The sequence below is a fragment of the Streptomyces violaceus genome, assembly GCF_036014075.1.
GTDB lineage: Bacteria > Actinomycetota > Actinomycetes > Streptomycetales > Streptomycetaceae > Streptomyces > Streptomyces violaceus.
Map to the genome: position 1 here is coordinate 6,483,282 of NZ_CP107911.1, position 25,353 is coordinate 6,508,634.

A 25,353-nucleotide genomic window follows, 5' to 3' on the forward strand; every position below is an offset into this window, starting at 1 on the left:
CTCTAGTGGACGGAGTGCTCCTCCTGCGGGAACGTTCCGCCGACCACGTCCTCGGCGAACGCCTTCACCGCGTCGCCCATGACCTCACGCAGGTCGGCGTACTGCTTCACGAACTTGGGAACGCGCCCGCCGGTCAGACCCAGCATGTCGGTCCACACCAGCACCTGCGCGTCGGTCTCGGGCCCCGCCCCGATCCCCACCGTCGGAATGTGCAGCACCCGCGTCACCTCGGCCGCCAGCTCCGCCGGAACCAGCTCCAGCACCACCGCGAACGCACCCGCGTCCTGTACGGCCTTCGCGTCCCGCAGCAACTGCTGGGCCGCCTCCTCGCCCCGCCCCTGCACGCGGTAGCCCATCGCGTTGACGGACTGCGGGGTCAGGCCGATGTGCGCCATGACCGGGATGCCGGACTCGACGAGCAGCCGGATCTGCTCGTGCGACCGCTCGCCCCCTTCCAGCTTCACGGCCTGTACGCCCGCCTCCTTCACCAGCCGGGTCGCCGAGCGCAGCGCCTGCACCGGACCCTCCTGGTAGGAGCCGAAGGGCAGGTCGCCGACGATCAGGGCGCGCGAGGTGCCCCGTACGACCGCCGCCGACAGCATGGTCATCTCGTCGAGGGTGACGGGCACGGTCGACTCGTACCCCAGGTGGCAGTTGCCCGCCGAGTCGCCGACGAGCATGACCGGGATGCCGGCCTCGTCGAAGACGGACGCGGTCATCGCGTCGTAGGCGGTGAGCATGGGCCACTTCTCGCCCCGCTCCTTGGCGGCGGCGAGGTCGCGCACGGTGATACGGCGGGTGCCCTTGCCCCCGTACAGCGTCCTGCCGCTGTCGGAGGTCTTCTTCTGAGCAGTCTGGGCAGCCGGAAGCTGCGTCATTGCACGGCTCCTAACACGTCATCTCGAGGCGCCCTGACGGCGTCCCCGGACCACGTCCATGGTGGCACCTCGTGTCATCCAGGGCTAGGGGAGCCCCTGTGAGTTCCGCCCGGATGCCCCGAAGCGCGGCGTGCGTAAGAGCTCGGTAAAGGTATTCCGATACGAGACGGTCTCGTATCGAAATTGTCCTACGCTCGACGCCATGACTACTCCTGCCGACCGCGCCGCCCCCGCCGGCCCCCGGATACCGGAAGCGGTGCACCGGCGCCGCTGGGCGATCCTCGGTGTGCTGATGCTGAGCCTGCTGATCGTCGTCCTCGACAACTCGATCCTGAACGTCGCCATCAAGACGATCTCCACCCCGGCCCCGACCGGCCTGGGTGCCACGCAGAGCGAGCTGGAGTGGGCGATCAACGCCTACACCCTCGTCTTCGCGGGCCTGCTGTTCACCGCCGGGCTGCTCGGCGACCGGATGGGCCGCAAGAAGGTGCTGCTCGGCGGCCTCGCGGTGTTCGGCATCGGCTCCGCGCTCGCCGCGTTCTCCGGCTCGCCGGGGGAGCTGATCTCCTTCCGGGCCGTGATGGGCCTGGGTGCCGCGTTCGTCATGCCCGCCACCCTCGCCGTTCTCATGAACGTCTTCGAGCGCGAGGAACAGCCGAAGGCCATCGGTATCTGGGCCGGCGGCGTCGGCCTCGCCATCGCCATCGGACCCATCACCGGCGGCGTGCTCCTCGACCACTTCTGGTGGGGCTCGGTCTTCCTCATCAACGTGCCGATCGTGCTGCTGGCCCTCGCACTGATGCTGTGGCTGGTGCCCGACTCCCGCGACCCGAACCCGGGCCGCCTCGACCCCGTCGGCGTCGTGCTGTCCGTCGTCGGCCTGGTCCTCCTCGTCTACGGCATCATCAAGGGCGGCCAGCTCGCCGACTTCACCGACGCCACCGTGCTGTCGACGATCGGCGCGGGTCTCGCCGTCCTCGTCGCCTTCGTGGTGTTCGAGAAGCGCAGCGACCACCCGTCCATCGACGTCACGTACTTCAAGAACAAGGTCTTCTCGGCCGCCATCGCCGCCATCGCGCTGGTGTTCTTCGCACTGATGGGCGTGACCTTCTTCTCGGTCTTCTACACGCAGAGCGTGCGCGGCTACTCGCCGCTGCAGACCGGCCTGCTGATGCTGCCGCTGGCCGCCGCCCAGCTGATCTTCGCGCCGCGGGCCCGGCTGCTGGTCGACCGCTTCGGCAACAAGGCCACCACGACCGCAGGAATGCTGGTCATCGCCGCGACGCTGGCCGCCTTCGCCACCCTGGACGCGGACACGCCCATCTGGATCCTCGAGGTCATCTTCTTCCTCATGGGCACCGGCATGGCGCACATCATGACCCCGGTCAGTGTCGTCATCATGCAGGCCCTGCCCCGCGAGAAGGCCGGCTCCGCCTCCGCGCTCAGCAACACGTTCCGGCAGGTCGGCGGCGCCCTCGGCATCGCCGTCCTCGGCTCGGTGCTGTCCACGGCGTACCGCACCGGCATCGAGGACAAGCTCGGCCCGCTGCCGCCCGCCCTCCGCAACACCGCGGGCGAGTCCATCGAGGCCACGCTCGGCGTCGCGGCGAAGCTCGGCCCGCAGGGCAAGGCCCTCGTCACCCCCGCCTACGACGCCTTCCTGCACGCGATGCACACCACCGCCCTGTGGGGAGCGGGCGTCGCGCTGATCGGCACGGTCGTCGTGGCACTGTTCCTGCCCGGGAAGCCCCCGGCGCCCCAGCAGGGGGAGGAGGAGAAGGAGTTGTCGGACGCGCGGTCGTGACCCTGCGCGACAATGCATCTCACCAGCCCGGCCACGGGCAGCCCAGCAAGGGACGGAGCGACGTGAGCCTCGCCGAACGGCACCCCCAAAACGACGGCCCCCCGAGGGGCCGCCCCAGAAGCGAGGCCGTCGAACGCGCCATCATCGAGGGCGTGATGAGGCTCCTGGAGGAGGGCGTGCCCCTCGCGGAGCTGTCCATCGAGCGCGTCGCCCGCACCGCCGGCGTCGGCAAGGCCACCATCTACCGCCGCTGGAGCGGCAAGGAGGAACTCTTCGTCGACGTCCTGCGCTCCGCCGAACCCCCCGACCCGCCGCTCCCCGGCACCTCCATGCGTGACGACCTCGTGGTCCTGCTCGAGCAGGTGCGGCGGCGCGGCCTGGCCAGCCGCTCCTCGGCGATCCTGCACAACGCGCACGCCCAGATGAAGAGCAGCCCGAAGATCTGGGCGGCGTACCACTCCACCGTCGTCGCACCGCGCCGCCGGCTCGGACTGGAGGTCCTGCGCCGCGGCCAGGAGAACGGCGAACTGCGCACGGACGTCGACCTCGACCTGCTCAACGACCTGTTCGTCGGCCCCCTGCTCCTGCGCGCCGTCCTGCACCCGGACGCCGACCTGCCGGAGGGCCTCGCCGAACAGGTCGTCGACACCCTGCTCGAAGGGCTGCGTCCCGGCAGCTCATCGCCCGTCAGTTCGGTAGCGCGGCCGTCCTAGTGTGCGCGTTTCGTCACAGCACGCGCTTTCACCGGCGGTGACCGGAACTCGCCGCGCGGACTCGATCGTCCTCGCCCCCGTACGGCCGTCGACGGACGGCGGGGACGGAACGGATCATCCCCTAGGGTCGTAATGACACGGGGGCGATGGTGTGCACGGCAGGCAGTGAGGCGACGGTATGGCGCAGCAGGCATACATGACGGAGACGGACAACGGCGGCTCGGGGCCCGAGCGCCGGGGAAACCGGCTTCGGCGCCTGTTCGACCGTATGGCCGACGGCCGGCGGGGTGACCCGCGGATGTGGCGGCGCGGTCTGTTCGTGGCCATGTGCGCGGTGCTGCTGGCCGTGGTCATGCTGGTGCACTCGCACATCCCCAACACCGTCGGCAACCTGGGCAGCCTCATCGAGACGTTCCTGCCCTGGCTGGGGCTCCTCGTCCCGGTGCTGCTCCTGCTCGCCTTGGTCCGCAGGTCGCCGACCGCGCTGATCGCGCTGCTGCTGCCGTCGCTGGTCTGGCTGAATCTCTTCGGCGGCCAGCTCAGCGACAAGACCGCCAGCGGCGGCGACCTCACCGTGGCCACGCACAACGTCAACGCCGACAACCCCGACCCGGTCGGCACCGCCCGTGACGTGGCCGCCTCCGGCGCGGACGTACTGGCCCTGGAGGAGCTGACGGCGTCCGCCGTCCCGACGTACGAGAAGGCGCTGGCGTCGACGTACCCCCACCACTCGGTGGAGGGCACGGTCGGGGTATGGAGCAAGTACCCGCTGACCGACGTGCGGTCCGTCGACATCAAGCTGGGCTGGACGCGAGCGATGCGCGCCACCGTGACCGCACCGGCCGGGCAGGTCGGGGTGTACGTCGCCCATCTGCCGTCCGTGCGCGTGAAGATGGAGGCCGGGTTCACCGCCCGGCAGCGCGACAAGAGTGCCGACGCGCTGGGCGAGGCCATCTCCCACGAGCCGCTGAGGAACGTCGTGCTGCTCGGCGACCTGAACGGCACCATGAACGACCGCGCGCTCAACGCCGTCACCTCCCAGATGCGCTCCACGCAGGGCGCGGCCGGCAACGGCCTCGGGTTCAGCTGGCCGGCGTCGTTCCCGATGGCGCGCATCGACCAGATCATGGTCAGGGGCGCGAAGCCGGAGAGCTCCTGGACCCTCCCGCAGACGGGCAGTGACCATCTGCCGATCGCCGCACGTGTGAAGGTCGCCACAGAGGGCTGAGGAAAGCAGCAGGTCAGGGCCATTCGGGCAGATGTCGGCAACCGAGCCTTCACCTCTCGGCGACCTCGTGGAATAGTCGGCCTGCGAGACTTTGTTCCGTACTTGAACATACACGTACGGATCTCCAAGCAAGTCTCGAAAGGCTCCCTCATGCCCCTGGCCCTGCTCGCCCTCGCCGTGGGCGCCTTCGGCATCGGTACCACCGAGTTCGTGATGATGGGGCTGCTGCCCGAGGTCGCGGACGACCTGCACATCTCGATACCCAGCGCCGGCCATCTGGTGTCGGCGTACGCGCTGGGCGTCGTCATCGGCGCCCCACTGCTGGCCGCGGTCACGGCCCGGATGTCCCGCCGCACGGTCCTGATCAGCCTGATGGGACTGTTCGTCGCGGGCAACGCCCTGTCGGCCCTCGCGCCCGACAACGGCTGGCTGCTGGCGGCCCGCTTCCTCAGCGGCCTGCCGCACGGCGCCTTCTTCGGCGTGGGCGCCGTCGTCGCGACGAACATGGTCGCCCCGGAGCGCAAGGCGCGCTCGGTCTCCCTGATGTTCCTCGGCCTGACGGTCGCGAACGTCGCGGGCGTGCCCGTGGCGACCCTCATGGGCCAGAACCTCGGCTGGAGGGCGACCTTCCTCGGCGTCAGCGCCATCGGCCTGGCGGCGATCGCCGCACTCGCGTTCCTGATCCCGCACGACCACGAGCACACCACCGCACAGGGCCTGCGCGGCGAACTCGCCGCCCTGCGTTCCCTCCCGGTCTGGCTGTCGCTCGGCACGACGGTCGCGGGCTTCGGCGCCCTCTTCTCGGCGTACAGCTACATCACGCCGATGCTCACGGACGCCGCCGGCTACGCCGGCGCCAGCGTGACCCTGCTGCTGGCGCTGTTCGGCGTCGGCGCGACCGCCGGCAACCTGCTCGGCGGCCGGCTGGCCGACCACTCCCTGCGGGGCACGCTGTTCGGCGGCCTGGCCTCCCTCGTGGTGGTGCTGGCGCTCTTCCCGCTGCTGATGCGTACGGAGCTGACCGCGGCCGTGGCCGTGATCCTGCTCGGCATGGCGGCCTTCGCCACCGGCTCCCCGCTCCAGCTGATGGTCATGGAGAAGGCCGCCTCGGCCCCCTCCCTGGCCTCCTCCGCCAACCAGGCCGCCTTCAACCTGGCCAACGCGGGGGGCGCCTGGATCGGCGGCCTCGCCCTGGCCGCGGGCTTCGGGGTCACCTCCCCGGCCCTGGCCGGCGCGGCCCTGGCCGTCCTCGGCCTGGCCGTGGCGGCGCTGGCGTACACGGTGGACCGGCGCAGGGTGCCCGCGGCCGGACGCGAGCGGATCGTGGCGAGCCACGTCCCGCAGGAGGCGGAAGCGGTGCACCACTGACGGTTGCCGGTGCCGGCGCGGTGACTCGGGCGGCAGTCCGTGGGGCGGTCCCACGGACTGCCGCTCTGTTCATCGAGGGTCTGGCGCCGCGCCGCGACGACCACCGAAGCGAACGAGGTGGTCAGTCGGCCGACGGGGTGAAGTGGGACGCGGCTCTTCTCGAACCCGGCTCGTCTCGAACCCGGCCTCGGCGGCGAGACGCTCCGCGAGTGCGGCAACCGCGTCAAGGCGGCGGCCTATCGGGCTCGGAGACGAGGTGCCGGGTAGGGCCGACCCGAAGGTGGATTCGGGGTGACAGCCCCGGTGATCTCGGGCTCGAAGAACGCTGAGGTTTCCTCAACGCTCTGCACCGAGGAGACCCCTGATGCGTTCAGCAAAGCCACGACCGTGGAAGTCGACAGGACGACGAGGCGTGCCCGCAGCCGCCACAACCGTGCTCACCGCGCTCGTCGCTCTCGGCGGCAGCCGTGGCACACGGGGACACACGGCAGCAGCCGCGCGCCGCCGAAGGCCCGGCTAGGACGGGGGCGTTGGGCTCGCCATCGCCTCAGCCGTGGACCTCGACGCCCTCTGACCCTTCCGTCAGACCGACTCCCGCCACCCGTTCGTGATCGGCAGCCGTCGGTCCTTCCCGAAGCCCTTCGCCGAGATCTTCGTGCCCGGCGGGTACTGGCGCCGCTTGTACTCCGCCGTGTCGACCATGCGCAGCGTCTTCGTGACCAGCTCCCGGTCGAAGCCGGCCGCCACGATCTCGTCCGCGCCCTTGTCGTGGTCGACGTACAGATCGAGGATCGCGTCCAGCACCGGGTAGTCGGGGAGCGAGTCCGTGTCGACCTGGCCCGGGCGGAGTTCCGCGCTCGGCGGCTTGGTGATGGAGTTCTCGGGGATCGGCGGGGTCTGGCCGCGCTCCTGGGCGGCCCTGTTGCGCCACTCGGCCAGGCGGAAGATCGACGTCTTGTACACGTCCTTGATGGGGCCGTACGCCCCGACGGAGTCGCCGTAGAGCGTCGAATAGCCGACCGCCAGTTCCGACTTGTTGCCGGGGGCCAGGACGATGTGGCCCTCCTGGTTGGAGATGGCCATGAGGAGCGTGCCGCGCAGGCGTGACTGGAGGTTCTCCTCCGCCAGGCCCGTCAGGCCCAGCGAACCCATGTACGCGTCGAACATCGGCTCGATGGCCACGGTCCGGAAGTTCAGGCCCGTGCGGTGGGCCATCTCCGCCGCGTCGTCCTTGGAGTGCTCCGAGGAGTACTTCGACGGCATCGACACGCCGTACACGTTCTGCGCGCCCACCGCGTCGCACGCGATCGCCGCGACCAGCGCCGAGTCGATGCCGCCCGACATGCCGATCAGGACCGACTTGAAGCCGTTCTTCGCGACGTACGCCCGCAGGCCCACGACCAGCGCCGAGTAGACCTCCTCGTCGTCGTCCAGGCGGTCCGCGTAGCCACCGGGCAGCTCCCGCTCGTAGGGAGCGAGCGGCTCCTCCGACAGGACCACCCGGTCGATCCGCAGGCCGTCGTCCACGACACCGGTGGGCGCGTCCGCCGACGCCGCCGGCAGGTCCAGGTCCAGGACCACGCAGCCCTCGTCGAACTGCGGCGCCCGCGCCACGACCTCGCCGTCCTTGTCCACGACGATCGAGTCGCCGTCGAACACCAGCTCGTCCTGGCCGCCGATCATGGCCAGGTACGCGGTCGTGCAGCCGGCCTCCTGGGCCCGCTTGCGGACCAGTTCCAGGCGCGTGTCGTCCTTGTTGCGCTCGTAGGGGGACGCGTTGATCGAGACCAGCAGGCCCGCCCGCGCCGAGCGCGCCGCCGGGACCCGGCCGCCGTCCTGCCAGAGGTCCTCGCAGATGGCCAGGGCGACATCCACGCCGTGGACGCGCAGGACCGGCATGCTGTCGCCGGGCACGAAGTAGCGGAACTCGTCGAAGACGCCGTAGTTCGGCAGGTGGTGCTTGGCGTAGTTCAGAACCACCTCGCCGCCGTACAGCACCGCCCCCGCGTTCTGCGGCGCGCCGGCCGGCTGGCCGTACTTCGGCTGTGCGGTCGCGCTGCGGTCGAGATAGCCGACGATCAACGGCAGCTCGCCGAAGCCCTCGTCGGCCAGGCGGGTGGCGAGGCCGCGCAGCGCCGCCCGGGAGGCTTCCACGAAGGACGACCTGAGGGCCAGGTCCTCGACGGGATACCCGGTCAGCACCATCTCGGGGAACACCACGAGATGCGCTCCCTGCTCGGCGGAGTGCCGGGTCCAGCGGACGATCGACTCGGCGTTCCCGGCGAGGTCGCCGACGCTCGAATCGATCTGGTTCAGGGCGAGACGTAGTTGAGGCACGGGCCCAGTGTAATCGTCAGAGCGACGCAATGGGGTGGCCTGGGTCACGCCCAGGCCACCCCGATCCCCTTGCGGTGGTCAGCGGCGCCGGTACGACTCGACGTAACCGTTCGCGGGCGTGCCCACGCCGGTGACGTCGTCGTAGCCCTTCACGGCCGCGAGCGAGCTGTCCTTGCCCAGGCCGCGCACGGACGTGGCCAGACCGTCCGTCGTGTCGTAGCCGTTCACGAAGTCGACGCGGGCCACGGCGAGGCCGGAGCCCGTCGGGTTGTCGGTGACGTCGTGGTAGACCTTCGAGCCGGCCTTGGCGTAGATCGCCGGATTGGCGAAGCCGATCGGCTTGCCGCCCCCGGCCTCCTGGGCCAGTGCCTGGATGGCCGCGACGGTCGGCGCGGCGAGCGAGGTGCCGCCGATGCGGTACTCGCCGTACGCCTGCGTCCTCCCGTCCGGCTGGGTCTGCGTCTGGCCGACCAGGAAGCCGGTGTTCGGGTCGGCGATCGCCGCGATGTCGGGGACGACACGGTTGCCGGCCGCGTTCTCGGCCTTGGCCAGCGCGTCCGGTACGACGCCCCGCTGGTAGTCCGGCTCCGCCACCGTCTTGCTGGTGCCGCCGCCCGCGCCGGAGGTGAAGGCGCCGGGGAAGTCCGTCCAGCTCTTGCCGTCGGCCGACAGGCCGGCTTTCTCGGTGCCCCAGCCCGTCTCCCAGAGGTACTGGTCGCCCTTGCCGACGGCCAGCGAGGTGCCGCCGACGGCGGTCACCCACGCCGAGTTGGCCGGGGAGTCGACCTGCTTCGTCCCGGAGCTCGCGACCTCGTCGCCGTCGTCGCCGGAGGAGAAGTAGAAGCCGATGCCCTCGACCGCGCCCAGCTGGAAGACCTGGTCGTAGGCCGCCGCGAGGTCGGGAGTCTGCGCGGCCTCGACCTCGCCCCAGGAGTTGGACACGAGGTCGGCCAGGTGGTTGTCGACGACCTTGCCGAGCGCGTCGAGCAGGTCGGCGTCGGTGCAGGAGGCGGCGCCCACGTAGGTGACGTCCGAGGCGGGCGCGACCGCGTGCACGGCCTCGACGTCCAGGGTCTCCTCGCCGTACCAGCCGGAGGCCGAGCAGTCCTTGGTGTTCGCGTAGTGCTCGGGCAGCACCTGGTGCAGCTGACCGGCCTTCCACGCCGCGTCGCCGTTGCGCTTGGCGTAGGTGCCGGCGTCGTAGGCGATGGCCGGCGAGGCGTACGCGTCCGTGATGGCGACCCGGACGCCCTTGCCGGTGCGCGTGCCCGCGCCGTAGGCGGCCCGCAGCTGCTTGCCGGTGTAGCCCTTGACGGCGTACGGGATCTTCGTGCCGTAGGCGTCCGGCAGCGTGCTCGCGGTCTTCGAGCCGTAGTACGAGGAGAACGGCCCGGCGTTGCGGAACACGGTGTCCGGAGGCGGCAGCTGGTCGTCGTGCGTGACCATGTGCGGCGCGTTGTCCAGGCCGGTGACGGTGAGCACGGCGTCGGCCAGGCTCGCCGGGACGGAGGCGGTGCTCGCCGGGGCGCGGTAGGTCTTCGCGCCCTGGGCGAAGTTGTGGAGCTGGGTGCCGAAGGCCTGCTCGGCGGCGGCCACGTCACCGGTGACGGAGACGTAGTGCCGCGTGACGCCCGTGACCTTCAGGTCGGCGGCCGTCAGCCAGGCCTTCACTGCCGCCACCTGGGCCTTGGTCGCGCCGAAGCGGGCCTGCGCCTGCTGGGCGGTCAGGTACTTGCCGTACGAGGCCGACACCGGGTCGGACACGGCCTTCGCGTAGGCGGCGAGACCGGCGGCGTCGCGGCCTCGGAGATACACCCGGGCCGACATCCGGGCGCCGTCGGAGGTGGCGCCCCTGTCGGCCTTGGCCGTGGCCCAAGCGGGCCGGGTCCCGGCCAGCAGGTCGCGGAGCGGGTGGTCGGCGGCGTGCGCCGCGGGTATGCCGAGCGCCAGCGCACCGGCGAGCATCGGCAGTGTCGCCGCGATGCTCACACCAGCGCGCACCTTGGCGCGGTTGGATCTCATGGAACCCCCTGTGCGGTTCGTCGCGAGTGGATCACTCGACGGTCGCCACTCTCGCGACGAACCGTTCATGTCAGGGGAATGCGCAACCCAAGAAGCGCCCTGCACAGGCCAAGAAGTGCCCAAGGCGCCGTAAGACAGGGCGCTTTGAGGCTTACGCCCCAAGGGGTTCTGCACTAGGAGCGCGGCGCGGCGCCCCGCTCCTTCAGCAGGTCCGTCATCAGGCCGATCTCCGACTGCTGCGCTTCCACCATGCCCTGGGCGAGCCGCTTCTCGACGCCGACCGTGCACTTCTCCACACAGCCCTCGGCCATGTGGACGCCGCCCTTGTGATGGCCCGTCATCAGCTGGAGGTAGAAGATCTCCGCCTTTTTGCCGTTCAGCGTGCCGAGCTTCTTCAGCTCGGTGTTGGTCGCCATGCCCGGCATCAGCGCGCCGTCCTCGCCGGAGGCCATGCCTCCCATGTCCATCCAGGCCATCGGCTCGGAGGACACCTTGGGCAGCCCCCACAGATCGAGCCAGCCGATCATCATGCCGCGCTGGTTGGCCTGCGTCTGTGCGATGTCGTACGCGAGGCGCCGCACGTCCTCGTCCTCGGTGCGGTCGCGCACGATGTACGACATCTCCACGGCCTGCTGGTGGTGCACCGCCATGTCCCGCGCGAACCCGGCGTCCGCGGACTCGGCGGAGGGGGTCCGGCTGCTGCCGTCGTCCCCGGCGACGGCGTAGGTGATCGCACCGGCCGCGACGAGCGCCGTCGCCGCGGCCCCGGCGATCAGACCGACATGCCTCACTGCGACAGCCCGTTCGTGCAGGCGGCACCCGGCTCGGGTGTCTGCTCGCCCTGCACGAACTTCTCGAAGAACGCGTCGACGTCCGGGTCGCTCGCGCCCTTCACCGTGCGCTGGTGGCCCCACGCCGAGAGCATGATCGGGTCCTTCTGGTCGTCCATCGGGCTCATCAGCGTGTACGGCGTCTTCTTCACCTTCGCCGCGAGCGCGTCGATGTCGGCCTTCTTCGCGTCGGCGTTGTACGTCACCCACACAGCGCCGTGCTCCAGCGAGTGCACGGCGTTGGTGTTGTCGAGCTCATCGGTGTAGACGTCGCCGTTGCAGTTCATCCAGGCCTGGTTGTGGTCGCCGCCGACCGGGGGCTCGGAGGCGTACTTCACGGCCTTGGTCACGTGGTTGCGGGCCAGCTTCCCCTGCCAGGTCCTCACGCCGTCCTTGCCCGTGACGAACTTCCCCTTGGCCGAGGAGTCGCTCGCCGCGGTGTCACTGCCGCCGTCGTCGGACTGGGACCGCACGAGCACGACACCGCCGACGACCAGACCGCAGACGATCACCACGCTGGCCGCGATGGTGAGGATCCGGTTGCGGCGCTCACGGGACTGCTCGGCGCGCCGCATCTCCTCTATTCGCGCCTTGCGAGCCGTGCTGTCCTTCTTGGCGGAGCCCATGAGGTGTCCTTCGTGGGAAAGGTGGGACGGTCGGGTCGCCTGATCGTAATGGGGGGAACGGGGCGCCTCGTAGAGCGGCGGCGGGAATGGGCTGAATCGATACGGCACCGACAGGTGCCCGACAGCTTCGAGTCCGTTCCCCCCTCCTCCCTCCGGATAATTTGAACCGCGGATTCCCATTACCTACGCTGCGTACATGCGGCTGCTGCGCTCCACCGACCTCGCCCTGCGGGTCCTCATGCGGCTCGCCGTCGCGGGCGAGTCGAGTCCGACGACCCGGGAGGTCGCGGACGGCATGGACGTGCCGTACACACACCTGGCGAAGGTCGTCGCCGAGCTCCAGCACATGGGGCTGCTCGACGCCCGCCGCGGCCGCGGCGGCGGCCTCACCCTGACGGAGCAGGGCCGCACGGCGTCGGTGGGCGCCGTGGTGCGCGCCTTCGAGGGCGACGGCGACGTCGTCGACTGCGAGGGAGCCACCCCCTGCCCCCTGAACTCCGCCTGCCGGCTGCGCGGCGCCCTGCGCCGGGCCCAGGAGGCGTTCTTCGCCTCACTGGACCCGGTCACGGTCGGGGACATCGTGGCGGAGCCGACCGGGGCGCTGCTGCTGGGGATCTCGAGGGGAAGCTAGGGGGCTTCCCCTAGGACCGCCCCGCCAGCCACAGGTCCGGCCCGAACACCTCGTAGTGGATGTCGGCCGGGGCCACGCCCTTCGCGATCAGCTGGGTCCGTACCGCCCGCATGAACGGCAGCGGCCCGCACAGGTACGCGCGCGTGCCCGGCGGGACCGGGACGCCGGCGAGGTCGACCAGCCCGGAGTGGGTGCCCGCCGGGGCGTCCTGCTCGTACCAGAGGTGGACGGCCGAGTCCGGCAGCTTGGCCGCGTAGGCCTCGTGGTCGGTGCGCAGGGCGTGGCCGGCGGGGGAGCGGTCGCCGTGTACGACGGTGACCGGGGCGCGGTGACCCGAGCCGGCGAGGTGCGCCAGCATCGCGGTCATCGGGGTCACGCCGATGCCCGCCGAGGCCAGCAGCAGGGGAATGTCGCGTTCGGCGTCCAGGACCAGGTCGCCGTACGGCTCCGACAGCTCCAGGACGTCACCCTCCCGCACGCGCGCGTGGAGGTGGTTCGAGACCTCGCCGTCGGGAGCGCCGTCCCCGTGCACGCGCTTCACGCTGATCTGCCGGAGCGGTCCCGCCGCGCCGGAGAGGCTGTACTGCCGTATCTGCCGGGCGCCGTCCGGGAGGGCGACGCGGACGGAGACGTACTGGCCCGCGAGGAAGTCCCGCACGGGAGAACCGTCGGCGGGCCGCAGCCGGAAGGTGACGACGTCCGCTGTCTCGGTGACGCGCTCGACGACCTCCCAGGCCCGCCAGCCGGGCCCGCCGCTCTCCTCGCGCAGCCGCTTCTCGACGGCGATCAGGGCGTTCGCCATCAGCCAGTAGACCTCGTCCCAGGCGGCGGCGACCTCGGGCGTCACGGCCTCGCCGAGCACCTCGGCGATGGCGGCGAACAGGTGCTCGTGGACGAGGTGGTACTGCTCGGGCGTGACGCCGAGCGAGGCGTGTTTGTGGGCGATGCGGTGCAGCATCGCGTCCGGCCGCTGCTCCGGATGGTCCAGTAGGTGCGTCGCGAAGGCGGCGACGGAACCGGCGAGCGCCTGCCGCTGGGTGCCGGCGGCCTGGTTGCCCCGGTTGAACAGGTCGCGCAGCAGCTCGGGGCGGGCCGCGAACAGGCCCGCGTAGAAGCGCTCGGTGATCGCGCCGAGGGCCCCGCCGACGGCGGGGAGTGTGGCGCGGACGGTGGCGGCGGACTGCTCGGACAGCATCGGGGCTCCTCGGTGCTCGATTGCGTGCACGATATTTAAAGTTGCATCTGAGATGCAAATTAAGCGGGTGGGGCAGCGAAGCGGACCGGCCGTTACGGATGTCGCCGCGAGCAGGCACTATGGGCGGAAGAGCAGTTCACCTGCCGTACGTGAGGCGTTCGGCCCCGGGCCCGCCGGGCGATCATGGTGCGCAACGCGTACGAAATGGTGGTGTGGTGGGATGCTCAGGTGCCCGACCGCCTCCCGTGGTACGGAAGAGAAGGCGGCCTGACCAGCAAGGATGGGGAAGCGGAAGATGGACAAGCAGCAGGAGTTCGTGCTCCGGACGTTGGAGGAGCGCGACATCCGGTTCGTACGCCTGTGGTTCACGGACGTGCTGGGCTTCCTCAAGTCCGTCGCCGTGGCCCCGGCCGAGCTGGAACAGGCCTTCGACGAGGGCATCGGCTTCGACGGCTCCGCGATCGAGGGCTTCGCCCGGGTCTACGAGTCCGACATGATCGCCAAGCCGGACCCGTCGACCTTCCAGATCCTGCCCTGGCGTGCGGAGGCCCCGGGCACGGCCCGGATGTTCTGCGACATCCTCATGCCGGACGGCTCCCCGTCCTTCGCCGACCCGCGCTACGTCCTCAAGCGCGCCCTGGCCCGCACCTCCGACCTGGGCTTCACGTTCTACACCCACCCGGAGATCGAGTTCTTCCTGCTGAAGGACCGGCCGCTGGACGGCAGCCGTCCGACGCCCGCCGACAACTCCGGCTACTTCGACCACACCCCGACCAACGTCGGCATGGACTTCCGCCGCCAGGCGATCACCATGCTGGAGTCGATGGGCATCTCGGTCGAGTTCTCCCACCACGAGGGCGCCCCGGGCCAGCAGGAGATCGACCTGCGGTACGCCGACGCGCTCTCCACGGCCGACAACATCATGACGTTCCGCCTGGTCATGAAGCAGGTGGCGCTGGAGCAGGGCGTCCAGGCGACCTTCATGCCGAAGCCGTTCTCCGAGCACCCGGGCAGCGGCATGCACACCCACCTCTCCCTCTTCGAGGGCGACCGCAACGCCTTCTACGAGTCGGGCTCCGAGTACCAGCTCTCGAAGGTGGGCCGCTCCTTCATCGCGGGCCTGCTGCGGCACGCGGCGGAGATCTCCGCGGTTACCAACCAGTGGGTCAACTCCTACAAGCGCATCTGGGGCGGCGCGGAGCGCACGGCCGGCGCGGGCGGCGAGGCCCCGTCGTACATCTGCTGGGGCCACAACAACCGCTCGGCGCTGGTCCGCGTCCCGATGTACAAGCCCGGCAAGACCGGCTCGGCCCGGGTGGAGGTCCGCTCCCTGGACTCGGGCGCGAACCCCTACCTCGCCTACGCCCTCCTCCTCGCCGCCGGTCTCAAGGGCATCGAGGAGGGCTACGAACTCCCGCCGGGCGCCGAGGACGACGTCTGGGCCCTCTCCGACGCCGAGCGCCGTGCGATGGGCATCGAACCCCTCCCGCAGAACCTCGGCGAGGCCCTGACCCTGATGGAACGCAGCGACCTGGTCGCCGAGACCCTCGGCGAGCACGTCTTCGACTTCTTCCTGCGCAACAAGCGGCAGGAGTGGGAGGAGTACCGCAGCGAGGTCACGGCGTTCGAGCTGCGGAAGAACCTGCCGGCGCTGTAGGGGCGACTCAAAACCGCAGGGGGCCGACGGTCGCGGACCGTCGGCCCCTCGGCCGTTCCTGCGGCGCCCGGCAGCGTCAGGCCCCCTGTCGCTTCAGTTCCGCCAGAAGCAGGTGCAGCGGCTTCTCCGCCCGCTGCCGGTACTCCTGGATCGCCCAGCCGTTGCCGTCCGGGTCCTGGAAGTGCATGAACGTGGCGCCGTCGTCCGGCGCGTACTGGACCGGCTCCGAGACGTCGAGGCCGCGTTCGACGAGCTCCGCGTGGGCCGCCTTGATGTCGGCGACGCACAGTTGCAGGCCCTGGTAGGAGCCGGGGGCCGGGGTGGGGCCCGGGGTCATCTCCCAGATCGACTCGCCGAGGGCGATCGAGCAGCCGGAACCCGGCGGGGTCAGCTGGATGATCCGCATCCCGGGCATGACCTCCTGGTCGATGTCGACGTGGAAGCCGACCTTGTCCCGGTAGAAGTCCCGGGCACGGTCGATGTCCGTGACGGGCAGCGGGATGACTTCGAGGGTGAAGTCCATGGCGTGACTCCTTCGTCGGGCATGGGACCGTCGGGCATGGGACCGTCGGGAATCGGACTACGGCTCAGGCGAACCGCCACCTCGTCTGGCTGAACGGCTCCCCCTTACCGAAGCCGAAAACCGTGCGCGGCGCCACCGCGTAGACAGCCGCGTGTCCCGCACCGTGGTGGAAATACCCCTCCTGTACCTCGAAGTGCCAGAAGCTGCCGTACTTCGCCTCCCACGCGGCGGCCAGTTCGCGTAGGCGGGCGTCTTCGCTCACGCGCGTCGCCTCGCCCTCCACCACCAGGTCGTAGCCCTTGTTCCAGGTGTTCGTGCCGGTGGTGAGCACGACGTGCGGGTTCTCCGCGAGGTTCCTCGCCTTGCGTTCCTCCGGGCCCGTGCAGAAGTGCAGGGCGCCGTCCGACCAGATCGCCGGCAGCGGGGTGACGTGCGGGCGCCCGTCCGGTCGTACCGTGGTGATCCAGAACAGCTCCGCCGCCGTGAGCCGCGCTTCGGCCTCCTGCCAGTCGGTCGCGGTGGCCGTCTCGTCGCTGTAGCGGCGGTCCAGCCTGGTGTCGGGTCGCATGGTGGTCATCAGCCGTCCTCCTGAACTCTCGCCTGACAGAGCGCCCCGAGCGCCCCTACAGGACAGACCCCGTCCGCCTGCCGAACTCATCGGAGCCCGACCGGAGGTCTGCGACTAGGCTCGAGGCCGTACGACCTTGATCCGAAGAAGTCCTAAGCAGTACGAAGCACGTCCGAGGCGAGTCCGAGGGAGGCCCGGGATGACGGCGGCGCCGGGGCGCAGGAGCAGTACCTTCACACGGCTGCTGCGGCACGGTTTCACCGACGCCTCCGCCGCCGAACGGCTCCTGGACAGTGCCGAGCTCGTGCTCCTGCGCGACGACCCGGTGCTGCTGGAAGCGCTGGGCGGGACCGCCGACCCCGATCTCGCGCTGCTCGGGCTCGTCCGGCTGCTGGAGGCCCAGCCGAACCCCGGCGCCCGCCGGGAACTGCTCGACACGCTGATCGCGGCCAAGCCGCTGCGCGACCGGCTGCTCGGTGTGCTCGGCGCCTCCACCGCCCTCGCCGACCACCTCACCCGGCACCCGGACGACTGGCAGGCGCTCGTCATGTACGAGGCGTACGACCTGCACCCCGGGGTGGAGGAGTTCGAGGCCGGCCTCGCGGAGGCCACCGACCCGGTCTCCCTGCGCGTCGCCTACCGGCGCTGTCTGCTGTCCATCGCCGCCCGGGACGTGTGCGGCACGACCGGCGTCGCCGAGTCCGCGGCCGAGCTCGCCGACCTCGCCACCGCCACCCTGCGCGCCGCCCTCGGCCTCGCGCGGGCCGCCGCGCCCGCGGACGCCGCCCTGTGCAGGCTCGCCGTCGTCGCGATGGGCAAGTGCGGCGGCCACGAGCTGAACTACGTCTCCGACGTGGACGTCATCTTCGTGGGGGAGGCCACCGAGGGGGCCGACGAGACCAAGGCCGTGCGGGCCGCGACCCGGCTCGCCTCGCACATGATGCGGATCTGCTCGGAGACCACGGTCGAGGGCTCCATCTGGCCCGTGGACGCCAACCTCCGGCCCGAGGGCAGAAACGGTCCGCTCGTACGGACCCTCTCCAGCCACCTCGCCTACTACCAGCGCTGGGCCAAGACCTGGGAGTTCCAGGCGCTGCTCAAGGCCCGCCCGGTGGCCGGCGACCTCGACCTCGGCGCGGAGTACGTCGCCGCCGTCCAGCCCCTGGTGTGGAAGGCCGCCGAGCGTGAGAACTTCGTCCCCGACGTGCAGAAGATGCGCCGCCGGGTCGTCGAGAACATCCCCCTCGCCGAGGTCGACCGCCAGCTGAAGCTGGGCCCGGGCGGCCTCAGGGACGTCGAGTTCGCCGTGCAGCTGCTCCAGCTGGTGCACGGCCGGACCGACACCTCCCTGCGCAGCGGCACCACCCTCGACGCGCTCAAGGCCCTCGCCGCCGGCGGCTACGTCGGCCGTGCCGATGCCGCCCAGCTCGACGAGGCCTACCGCTTCCTGCGCTCCATGGAGCACCGGATCCAGCTCTTCCGGCTGCGGCGGACCCACCTCGTCCCCGAGGACGAGGCCGAGCTGCGCCGCATCGGCCGCTCCCTCGGCCTGCGCGCCGACCCGGTCGCCGACCTGCACCGCGAGTGGCGGCGGCACGCCACGGTCGTACGCCGGCTGCACGAGAAGCTGTTCTACCGTCCGCTGCTCGACGCGGTCGCCCAGCTCGCCTCTGGAGAGGCCCGGCTCAGGCCCGAGGCGGCCCGGGAGCGGATGGTCGCCCTCGGCTACGCCGACCCGGCCTCCGCCCTGCGCCATCTGGAGGCGCTGGCCTCCGGCGTCACCCGCAAGGCCGCCATCCAGCGCACCCTGCTGCCCGTCCTGCTGGGCTGGTTCGCCGACTCCGCCGACCCGGACGCGGGCCTGCTCAACTTCCGCAAGGTGTCGGACGCCCTCGGCAAGACGCCCTGGTACCTGCGGCTGCTGCGGGACGAGGGCGCCGCCGCGCAGAACCTCGCCCGTGTGCTGTCCGCCGGGCGGCTCGCGCCCGACCTGCTGATGCGCGCCCCGGAGGCGGTCGCGCTGCTCGGCGACGGGGACGGCGGCGGTCTCGAACCGCGCTCCCGGGCTCATCTGGAGCAGGAGATACTGGCCGCGGTGAAACGGGCCGACGGCGCCGCCCAGGCGGTCACCGCGGCGCGCGGTGTGCGCCGCCGAGAGCTGTTCCGTACGGCCGCCGTCGACATCGTCGGCTCCTACGGCACCGAGGAGCAGCCCGCCGAGGCCGACCAGGGCGCGCTGGTGGACCGGATCGGCGGCGCGGTGTCGGACCTGACGGCCGCGACGCTCGCCGGCACGCTCCGGGCCGTGGTGCGGGAGGGCTGGGGGGACAGTCTGCCCACCCGGTTCGCGATCATCGGCATGGGCCGTTTCGGGGGGCACGAGCTGGGCTACGGCTCCGACGCGGACGTGCTGTTCGTGCACGAGCCGCGTGACGGCGTCGACGAGCACGAGGCCGGGCAGGCCGCCAACAAGGTCGTCTCCGAGATGCGCCGCCTGCTCCAGATCTCCAGCGCCGACCCGCCCCTCCTCATCGACGCCGACCTGCGCCCCGAGGGTAAGTCCGGGCCGCTCGTACGGACCCTCAACTCGTACGCGGCGTACTACCGCCGGTGGTCACTGACGTGGGAGTCGCACGCGCTGCTGCGGGCCGAGCCCGTCGCCGGGGACGAGGACCTGGGCCGCCGGTTCATCGAGCTGATCGACCCGCTGCGCTACCGGGCGGACGGGCTCGACGACGAGGCCGTCCGCGAGATCCGGCGGCTCAAGGCCCGGATGGAGTCCGAGCGGCTGCCGCGCGGCGCCGACCCCAAACTGCACGCCAAGCTGGGCCCGGGCGGCCTGTCCGACGTGGAGTGGACCGTGCAGCTGCTGCAACTGCGGCACGGCTCGGCGGAGCCGGGCCTGCGCACCACCCGCACCCGTGAGGCCCTGGCCGCCGCCCGCACGGCCGGGCTCATCACGGAGGAGGACGCCGCGACCCTGGACGAGGCCTGGGTCCTGGCGACCCGCGTCCGCAACGCGGTGATGCTGGTCCGTGGCCGGGCCGGTGACACGTTCCCCACGGAGTCCCGAGAACTCGCTGCCGTCGGCCGCTACCTGGGATACGGCCCCGGCCACGCGGGCGACATGCTCGACGCGTACCGGCGCACGGCGCGCAGGGCGCGGGGCGTGGTGGAGGAACTGTTCTACGGGGTGGCGGAGCGGTAGGCCGACGGCCTGCCGCCGGTCCGTACGGGCACGCGGTGCCCGGGCGAGGTCAGGGTCTCGCCGGCACCAGGCGCGGCAGCGCGTATGGCTGTGTGCCGTACCAGAGCCTCGCCACCGCGAATCCGAAGGCCAGGCAGAGCATGCCGCCCACCGCGTCCAGCCAGAAGTGGTTCGCGGTGGCGACGATGACGACCAGGGTCAGCGTCGGGTACAGCAGGCCCAGCACCCGCACCCAGGGGATCGTCGACAGGGCGAAGATCGTCAGGCCGCACCACACGGACCAGCCGATGTGCATCGACGGCATCGCGGCGTACTGGTTGGACATGTGCTTCAGGTCGCCGGAGGCCATCGATCCCCAGGTCTGGTGGACCATGACGGTGTCGATGAAATCGCCGCCGTTCATCAGCCGCGGGGGCGCCAGCGGATACAGGTAGTAGCCGACCAGGGCGACGGCGGTGGTCGCGAACAGCACCAGCCGGGTCGCCGCGTACCGGCCGGGATGCCAACGGAACAGCCACACGAGCACACCCAGCGTCACCACGAAGTGGAGCGTCGCGTAGTAGTAGTTCATGCCGATGATCAGCCAAGTCGCCGCGTTCACGGCGTGATTGATCGACTCCTCCATGGCGATGCCCAGATGGTGCTCGGCCTTCCAGATCCAGTCGGCGTTGCGCAGCGCCTCGGCCCTCTGCTCGGGTACGGCGTTGCGGATCAGCGAGTACGTCCAGTAACTCACCGCGATCAGCAGGATCTCGAACCAGAACCGGGGCCGGCGCGGGGCGCGCAGCCGGTGAGGTGAACCCGGGCCGCTCTCGGCCGTAACGGTCTGCGGAAGGGCCGATTCCCGGCCTTCCGGCTTCGTCACGGTCGTGTCACTCATAGGCGCAAAGTCTGCCAGAAAAGGACTTCCCCACCGATCATCCCCCGGCGGGGCCCGGGCCGCATGTTCTCCCTACGGCTAGATCAGGCCACGACGTCAGGAACGAGTGCGTTCCCCGGGTGCCGAAGCGGTCGAACCGCGCACCACCAGCTCCGGCATGAACACGAACTCGCTGTGGGGGGCCGGTGTCCCGCCGATCTCCTCCAGCAGCGTGCGAACGGCGGCCTGGCCCATCGCCGGGACCGGCTTGCGGATCGTGGTCAGCGGCGGGTCGGTGAAGGCGATCAGCGGCGAGTCGTCGAAGCCGACGACCGAGACGTCCTTCGGCACGTCCAGGCCCAGTTGCCGCGCCGCCCTGATCGCGCCCAGCGCCATCATGTCGCTGGCGCACACCACGGCCGTGCAGTTCCGCTCGATCAATGCCGTGGTCGCGGCCTGGCCGCCCTCCAGGGTGTACAGGGAGTGCTGGACCAGCTCCGTCTCGACGGCCTCGGCGCCCAGGCCCAACTGGTCCTGCATCGTGCGCACGAACCCCTCGATCTTGCGCTGCACCGGCACGAACCGCTTCGGCCCCAGGGCCAGCCCGATCCGCTGGTGCCCCAGGGACACCAGGTGCGTGACCGCCAGGCTCATCGCGGCGCGGTCGTCGGGGGAGATGAACGGCGCCTGCACCTTCGGCGAGAAGCCGTCGACCAGCACGTACGGCACGCCCTGCGCGCGCAGCCGGTCGTAGCGCTGCATGTCGGCTGTGGTGTCCGCGTGCAGCCCGGAGACGTAGATGATGCCGGCGACCCCACGGTCGACGAGCATCTCCGTGAGCTCGTCCTCCGTGGAGCCGCCCGGCGTCTGGGTGGCGAGGACGGGCGTGTAGCCCTGCCTGGTCAGCGCCTGGCCGATGACCTGGGCCAGGGCCGGGAAGATCGGGTTCTCCAGCTCCGGGGTGATCAGGCCCACCAGGCCCTCGCTGCGCTGGCGCAGGCGCACCGGGCGTTCGTAGCCCAGCACGTCGAGGGCGGCCAGCACGGACTGGCGGGTGGTGGCGGCGACGCCCGGCTTCCCGTTGAGGACGCGGCTGACCGTCGCTTCGCTCACCCCCGCCTGAGCGGCGATGTCGGCAAGCCGTGTGGTCACAGCACCGGACTGTAGCGGCCGGGGATCTCCTTGCACACCGACGGGACGCCTGGTGCGTGCCGTCGCACGGCCGGCTGCGGGCTGCTGGGTCATCGCGGTCCCCAAAATGTCGAGAAAGGGTCGTGGACGGCGTCCGATCCGCAACGGATGATTCCCCCGACGGAAGCGGATGGCAAGTGCTTGCAGAGTCTTGCACAGCTGTCCGACTCCCCGTCGAACAGCCGGAAATCAGGGCTGCGGGGCGGTCGAGGGGAGGTCACGGCGGGATAACCATCGGCACCGCTTGCAACTTTTTGCTGCAAGGTCTTTCGCAAGTCCTTACAGCGCGGCTAATCTCACCGACGCCCGGCGGCCAACGGCGCAGTCGGCAGCACGAACGGGCTTTCACCCTCAAGGAGAACTCATGCGGCGTGGCATAGCGGCCACCGCGCTGGTGGCGTCCCTCGCCCTGGCGGCGACGGCGTGCGGCGGGAGCGACAGCGGCGACGAGGCCGACGGCCCGGTCACCATCACCTGGTGGGACACCTCCAACGCGACCAACGAGGCGCCGACGTACAAGGCCCTGGTCAAGGAGTTCGAGGCCGCCCACAAGGACATCAAGGTCAACTACGTCAACGTCCCCTTCGACCAGGCGCAGAACAAGTTCGACACCGCCGCCGGTTCCAAGGGCGCCCCCGACGTGCTGCGTTCCGAGGTCGGCTGGACCCCGGCCTTCGCCAAGAAGGGCTTCTTCGCGCCGCTCGACGGCACCGAGGCCCTCGCCGAGCAGGACAAGTTCCAGCCCAGCCTGATCGAGCAGGCCAAGTACGACGGCAAGACCTACGGTGTCCCCTTCACCACGGACACCCTCGCCCTCGTCTACAACAAGGCCCTGTTCAAGAAGGCCGGCGTCGAGGCCCCCAAGACCTGGGACGACCTGAAGAAGGCCGCCGCCACCATCAAGGACAAGACCGGCGTCGACGGCTACTGGGGCTCCACCCAGGCCTACTACGCGCAGAGCTTCCTCCACGGCGAGGGCGCCGACACCGTCGACGTCGACGCCAAGAAGATCACCGTCGCCTCGCCCGCCGCCAAGAAGGCCTACGGCACCTGGCAGGGCCTCTTCGACGGCAAGGGCCTGCACAAGGCCGACACCACCGCGGACGCCTACGCCCACATCCAGGAGGCCTTCGTCAGCGGCAAGGTCGCCTCGATCGTCCAGGGCCCGTGGGAGATCACCAACTTCTACAAGGGCTCCGCCTTCAAGGACAAGAACAACCTCGGCATCGCCACGGTCCCGGCCGGCTCCAGCGGCAAGGCGGGCGCCCCGACCGGCGGCCACAACCTCTCCGTCTACGCCGGCTCCGACGCGGCCCACCAGAAGGCCTCGCTGACGTTCGTCAACTTCATGACCTCGGCGAAGGCCCAGGAGACCATCGCGCTGAAGAACTCCACGCTCCCGACCCGCGAGGACGCCTACACCGCCAAGGTCAAGGCCGACCCCGGCATCGCCGGCTACCAGGGCGTGCTGTCCTCCGCCCAGCCGCGCCCGGCGCTGCCCGAGTACAGCTCCCTGTGGGGCCCGCTGGACGACGAGCTGATCGAGATCGCCGGCGGCAAGGAGTCCCTGGACAAGGGCCTCGGCGACGCCGAGACCGCCATCACCAAGCTGGTGCCCGACTTCTCCAAGTGACCGCCGCGTGGCCGCCGGATCCCCCTGGCACGGGCAAGGGGATCCGACGGCCACCGGCCCGCGCCTGCGCCTGAACCCGGGCAGCTCCCCTTGACCTCCTTGAACCTCCAGAAGGTGTCGAACCATGACAGTCGTCATCGACCGAGCGACCGGCAAGCGGCGCGGTGAGCGGGAACCGCGCCCCGGGCCGGCCCAGCGGCTGAAGAACGGCTTCCACAAGCACTGGTACGCCTACGCGATGATCGCCCCGGTGGCGATCGTCCTCGGCGTCCTCGTGCTGTACCCGCTGGCGTACGGCCTGTACCTCACGCTCACCGACGCCACCAGCCTCAACACCGCCCGCACGATCGGCGTCAACGAGATCGACGCCACCTACAAGTTCATCGGCCTGGACAACTACGCCGACATCCTGTGGGGCCCGACGGCGTACGACCGCTTCTGGTCGCACTTCCTCTGGACGGTCTTCTGGACGGCGGCCTGTGTCGCCCTGCACTACGGCATCGGCCTCGGCCTCGCCCTGCTGCTCAACCAGAAGCTGCGCGGCCGCACCCTCTACCGGATGATCCTGGTCCTGCCCTGGGCGGTGCCGACCTTCGTCACCGTCTTCGGCTGGCGGTTCATGCTCGCCGACGGCGGCATCATCAACTCCGGCCTGGACTTCCTCCACCTGCCGACGCCGCTGTGGCTGGAGGACACCTTCTGGCAGCGGTTCGCCGCGATCATGGTCAACACCTGGTGCGGAGTGCCGTTCATGATGGTCTCGCTGCTCGGCGGACTGCAGTCGATCGACGCGAGCCTGTACGAGGCCTCCGAGATGGACGGCGCGGGCGCCTGGCAGCGGTTCCGCTACGTCACCCTGCCCGGCCTGAGGTCCGTCAGCACCACCGTCGTCCTCCTCGGCGTCATCTGGACCTTCAACCAGTTCGCCATCATCTTCCTGCTGTTCGGCAACACCGCCCCCGACGCCCAGATCCTCGTGACCTGGGCCTACCAGCTGGGCTTCGGGCAGCAGCCGCGCGACTACGCCCAGTCCGCCGCCTACGGAATCCTGCTCCTGTCCCTCCTGATCGTCTTCACCTCCTTCTACCGCCGCTGGCTGAACCGCAACGAGCAGCAGCTCGCGATCTGAGGCAGGAGCAACCATGAGTACGACCACCGTCGAGACCTCCGCCGCGGCCACCGAGCGGCGACCCGCGGGCGACCCGCGCAAGGTCCGCCGCCGTGGCGAGCAGAGCCGCGCGGGCTCCCTCGCCTCGCACGCCGTGCTGATCGGCGCGAGCCTGACCGCGCTCTTCCCGATCGCCTGGCTGGTCTTCCTGTCCCTCGGCCCGGACAAGGACGACTACCTCCACCCCGGGCGCATCTGGAGCAAGATGACGCTCGACAACTACGCGTTCGTCCTGCAGGACACGGGCTTCTTCGACTGGCTGAAGAGCACGCTGGTCGTGGTGCTGGGCACGACGCTCATCGGCGTCATCGTCGCGGCGTCCACCGGCTACGCGGTCTCCCGCATGCGCTTCCCGGGTTACCGGAAGCTGATGTGGGCGCTGCTGGTCACCCAAATGTTCCCGATCGCGGTACTGATCGTGCCGATGTACCAGATTCTCTCGGATCTCCAGCTCATCGACAGCTACCTTGGTCTCATCCTTGTCAACTGCACCACGATCGTGCCGTACTGCGCCTGGCTGATGAAGGGCTATTTCGACACCATCCCGTTCGAGATCGACGAGGCCGGGCGCGTCGACGGGCTGACCCCCTTCGGCACGTTCGCGCGGCTGATCCTGCCGCTCGCCAAGCCGGGCCTCGCGGTCGCGGCGTTCTACAGCTTCCTCACGGCCTTCGGTGAGGTCGCGTTCGCCTCGACGTTCATGCTGAGCGACGACAAGTACACCTTTGCCGTCGGTCTGCAGACCTTTGTGAGCGAGCATGACGCTCAGCGGAACCTGATGGCCGCGACGGCTGTGCTGATCGCGATACCGGCTGCCGTGTTCTTCTATCTCGTGCAGAAGAACCTGGTGACCGGGCTTACCGCCGGTGGCACGAAGGGGTGACCCTCGTTTCGGCCTTCGGCTGCGGCTTTCG

20 protein-coding genes are annotated in these 25,353 nt (G+C 70.5%); 10 read left to right on the forward strand and 10 right to left on the reverse strand.

What is annotated here, in order from left to right:
- Window positions 1–2 precede the first annotated feature (2 nt).
- Window positions 3–878 (reverse strand): 3-methyl-2-oxobutanoate hydroxymethyltransferase, encoded by an 876-nt coding sequence (gene panB / locus OG542_RS29175; protein WP_328414652.1) that lies wholly within the window; start codon window positions 876–878, stop codon window positions 3–5.
- Between the two features lie 202 nt (window positions 879–1,080).
- Here panB and OG542_RS29180 point away from each other — a divergent pair, with 202 nt between their 5' ends.
- From OG542_RS29180 to OG542_RS29195, 4 genes are all read left to right on the forward strand, one after another.
- Window positions 1,081–2,682, forward strand: coding sequence for an MFS transporter (locus OG542_RS29180; protein ID WP_328414654.1), 1,602 nt, complete (start codon window positions 1,081–1,083; stop codon window positions 2,680–2,682).
- Window positions 2,683–2,744: 62 nt separating this feature from the next.
- The gene (locus tag OG542_RS29185; RefSeq protein ID WP_311125337.1) at window positions 2,745–3,395 is read left to right on the forward strand and encodes a TetR/AcrR family transcriptional regulator; all 651 of its coding nucleotides are present in this window, start codon (window positions 2,745–2,747) and stop codon (window positions 3,393–3,395) included.
- Window positions 3,396–3,663: 268 nt separating this feature from the next.
- Window positions 3,664–4,623 carry an endonuclease/exonuclease/phosphatase family protein gene (locus OG542_RS29190; RefSeq protein ID WP_408057876.1) on the forward strand — a complete coding sequence of 320 codons (960 nt, stop codon included), beginning with the start codon at window positions 3,664–3,666 and terminating at the stop codon, window positions 4,621–4,623.
- Between the two features lie 150 nt (window positions 4,624–4,773).
- The gene (locus OG542_RS29195; protein ID WP_328414659.1) at window positions 4,774–5,991 is read left to right on the forward strand and encodes an MFS transporter; all 1,218 of its coding nucleotides are present in this window, start codon (window positions 4,774–4,776) and stop codon (window positions 5,989–5,991) included.
- Window positions 5,992–6,573: 582 nt separating this feature from the next.
- Here the strand turns inward: OG542_RS29195 and OG542_RS29200 are convergent.
- The 4 genes from OG542_RS29200 to OG542_RS29215 form a co-directional block, all read right to left on the reverse strand.
- Window positions 6,574–8,328, reverse strand: coding sequence for an NAD+ synthase (locus tag OG542_RS29200; RefSeq protein ID WP_328414661.1), 1,755 nt, complete (start codon window positions 8,326–8,328; stop codon window positions 6,574–6,576).
- A gap of 78 nt (window positions 8,329–8,406) precedes the next feature.
- Window positions 8,407–10,350, reverse strand: a complete 1,944-nt coding sequence (locus tag OG542_RS29205) for a S53 family peptidase (RefSeq protein ID WP_328414663.1) — start codon at window positions 10,348–10,350, stop codon at window positions 8,407–8,409.
- 173 nt (window positions 10,351–10,523) lie between these two features.
- Window positions 10,524–11,141, reverse strand: a complete 618-nt coding sequence (locus tag OG542_RS29210) for a DUF305 domain-containing protein (RefSeq protein ID WP_328414665.1) — start codon at window positions 11,139–11,141, stop codon at window positions 10,524–10,526.
- Window positions 11,138–11,806, reverse strand: a complete 669-nt coding sequence (locus OG542_RS29215) for a DUF3105 domain-containing protein (RefSeq protein ID WP_328414667.1) — start codon at window positions 11,804–11,806, stop codon at window positions 11,138–11,140. Before OG542_RS29215 ends, OG542_RS29210 begins: the two co-directional genes overlap by 4 nt.
- Window positions 11,807–12,002: 196 nt before the next feature.
- On the opposite strand from OG542_RS29215, the gene OG542_RS29220 reads away from it, so the two are divergent.
- Entirely contained in the window at window positions 12,003–12,437 is a 435-nt protein-coding gene (locus OG542_RS29220) for an RrF2 family transcriptional regulator (RefSeq protein WP_311125330.1), read from the forward strand.
- A 10-nt stretch (window positions 12,438–12,447) separates the two neighbouring features.
- Here OG542_RS29220 and OG542_RS29225 read toward each other — a convergent pair whose 3' ends face one another.
- Window positions 12,448–13,632, reverse strand: coding sequence for a globin domain-containing protein (locus OG542_RS29225; protein WP_328414669.1), 1,185 nt, complete (start codon window positions 13,630–13,632; stop codon window positions 12,448–12,450).
- Window positions 13,633–13,927: 295 nt separating this feature from the next.
- Here OG542_RS29225 and glnA point away from each other — a divergent pair, with 295 nt between their 5' ends.
- Window positions 13,928–15,289 carry a type I glutamate--ammonia ligase gene (glnA, locus tag OG542_RS29230; protein ID WP_184596240.1) on the forward strand — a complete coding sequence of 454 codons (1,362 nt, stop codon included), beginning with the start codon at window positions 13,928–13,930 and terminating at the stop codon, window positions 15,287–15,289.
- Between the two features lie 76 nt (window positions 15,290–15,365).
- Here the strand turns inward: glnA and OG542_RS29235 are convergent, their stop codons facing one another.
- Window positions 15,366–15,812 carry a VOC family protein gene (locus OG542_RS29235; RefSeq protein WP_328414671.1) on the reverse strand — a complete coding sequence of 149 codons (447 nt, stop codon included), beginning with the start codon at window positions 15,810–15,812 and terminating at the stop codon, window positions 15,366–15,368.
- A gap of 64 nt (window positions 15,813–15,876) precedes the next feature.
- Complete coding sequence (locus OG542_RS29240) at window positions 15,877–16,389, reverse strand: pyridoxamine 5'-phosphate oxidase family protein (protein ID WP_328414673.1); 513 nt, start codon at window positions 16,387–16,389, stop codon at window positions 15,877–15,879.
- Window positions 16,390–16,579: 190 nt separating this feature from the next.
- On the opposite strand from OG542_RS29240, the gene OG542_RS29245 reads away from it, so the two are divergent.
- Window positions 16,580–19,588 carry a bifunctional [glutamine synthetase] adenylyltransferase/[glutamine synthetase]-adenylyl-L-tyrosine phosphorylase gene (locus OG542_RS29245; RefSeq protein ID WP_328414675.1) on the forward strand — a complete coding sequence of 1,003 codons (3,009 nt, stop codon included), beginning with the start codon at window positions 16,580–16,582 and terminating at the stop codon, window positions 19,586–19,588.
- Between the two features lie 49 nt (window positions 19,589–19,637).
- Here OG542_RS29245 and OG542_RS29250 read toward each other — a convergent pair whose 3' ends face one another.
- Entirely contained in the window at window positions 19,638–20,468 is an 831-nt protein-coding gene (locus OG542_RS29250; RefSeq protein WP_328414677.1) for a phosphatase PAP2 family protein, read from the reverse strand.
- Between the two features lie 96 nt (window positions 20,469–20,564).
- A complete protein-coding gene (locus tag OG542_RS29255; protein ID WP_311125325.1) occupies window positions 20,565–21,599 on the reverse strand; it encodes a LacI family DNA-binding transcriptional regulator in 1,035 nt (344 codons plus the stop codon).
- A 403-nt stretch (window positions 21,600–22,002) separates the two neighbouring features.
- On the opposite strand from OG542_RS29255, the gene OG542_RS29260 reads away from it, so the two are divergent.
- The 3 genes from OG542_RS29260 (at window position 22,003) to OG542_RS29270 (ending at window position 25,322) form a co-directional block, all read left to right on the forward strand.
- On the forward strand, window positions 22,003–23,271 hold the full coding sequence (locus OG542_RS29260; RefSeq protein ID WP_328414680.1) for an extracellular solute-binding protein: 1,269 nt from the start codon (window positions 22,003–22,005) through the stop codon (window positions 23,269–23,271).
- A 124-nt stretch (window positions 23,272–23,395) separates the two neighbouring features.
- Window positions 23,396–24,400, forward strand: coding sequence for a carbohydrate ABC transporter permease (locus OG542_RS29265; RefSeq protein WP_328414682.1), 1,005 nt, complete (start codon window positions 23,396–23,398; stop codon window positions 24,398–24,400).
- A 13-nt stretch (window positions 24,401–24,413) separates the two neighbouring features.
- Window positions 24,414–25,322 (forward strand): sugar ABC transporter permease, encoded by a 909-nt coding sequence (locus OG542_RS29270; protein WP_311125322.1) that lies wholly within the window; start codon window positions 24,414–24,416, stop codon window positions 25,320–25,322.
- Window positions 25,323–25,353 lie beyond the last annotated feature (31 nt).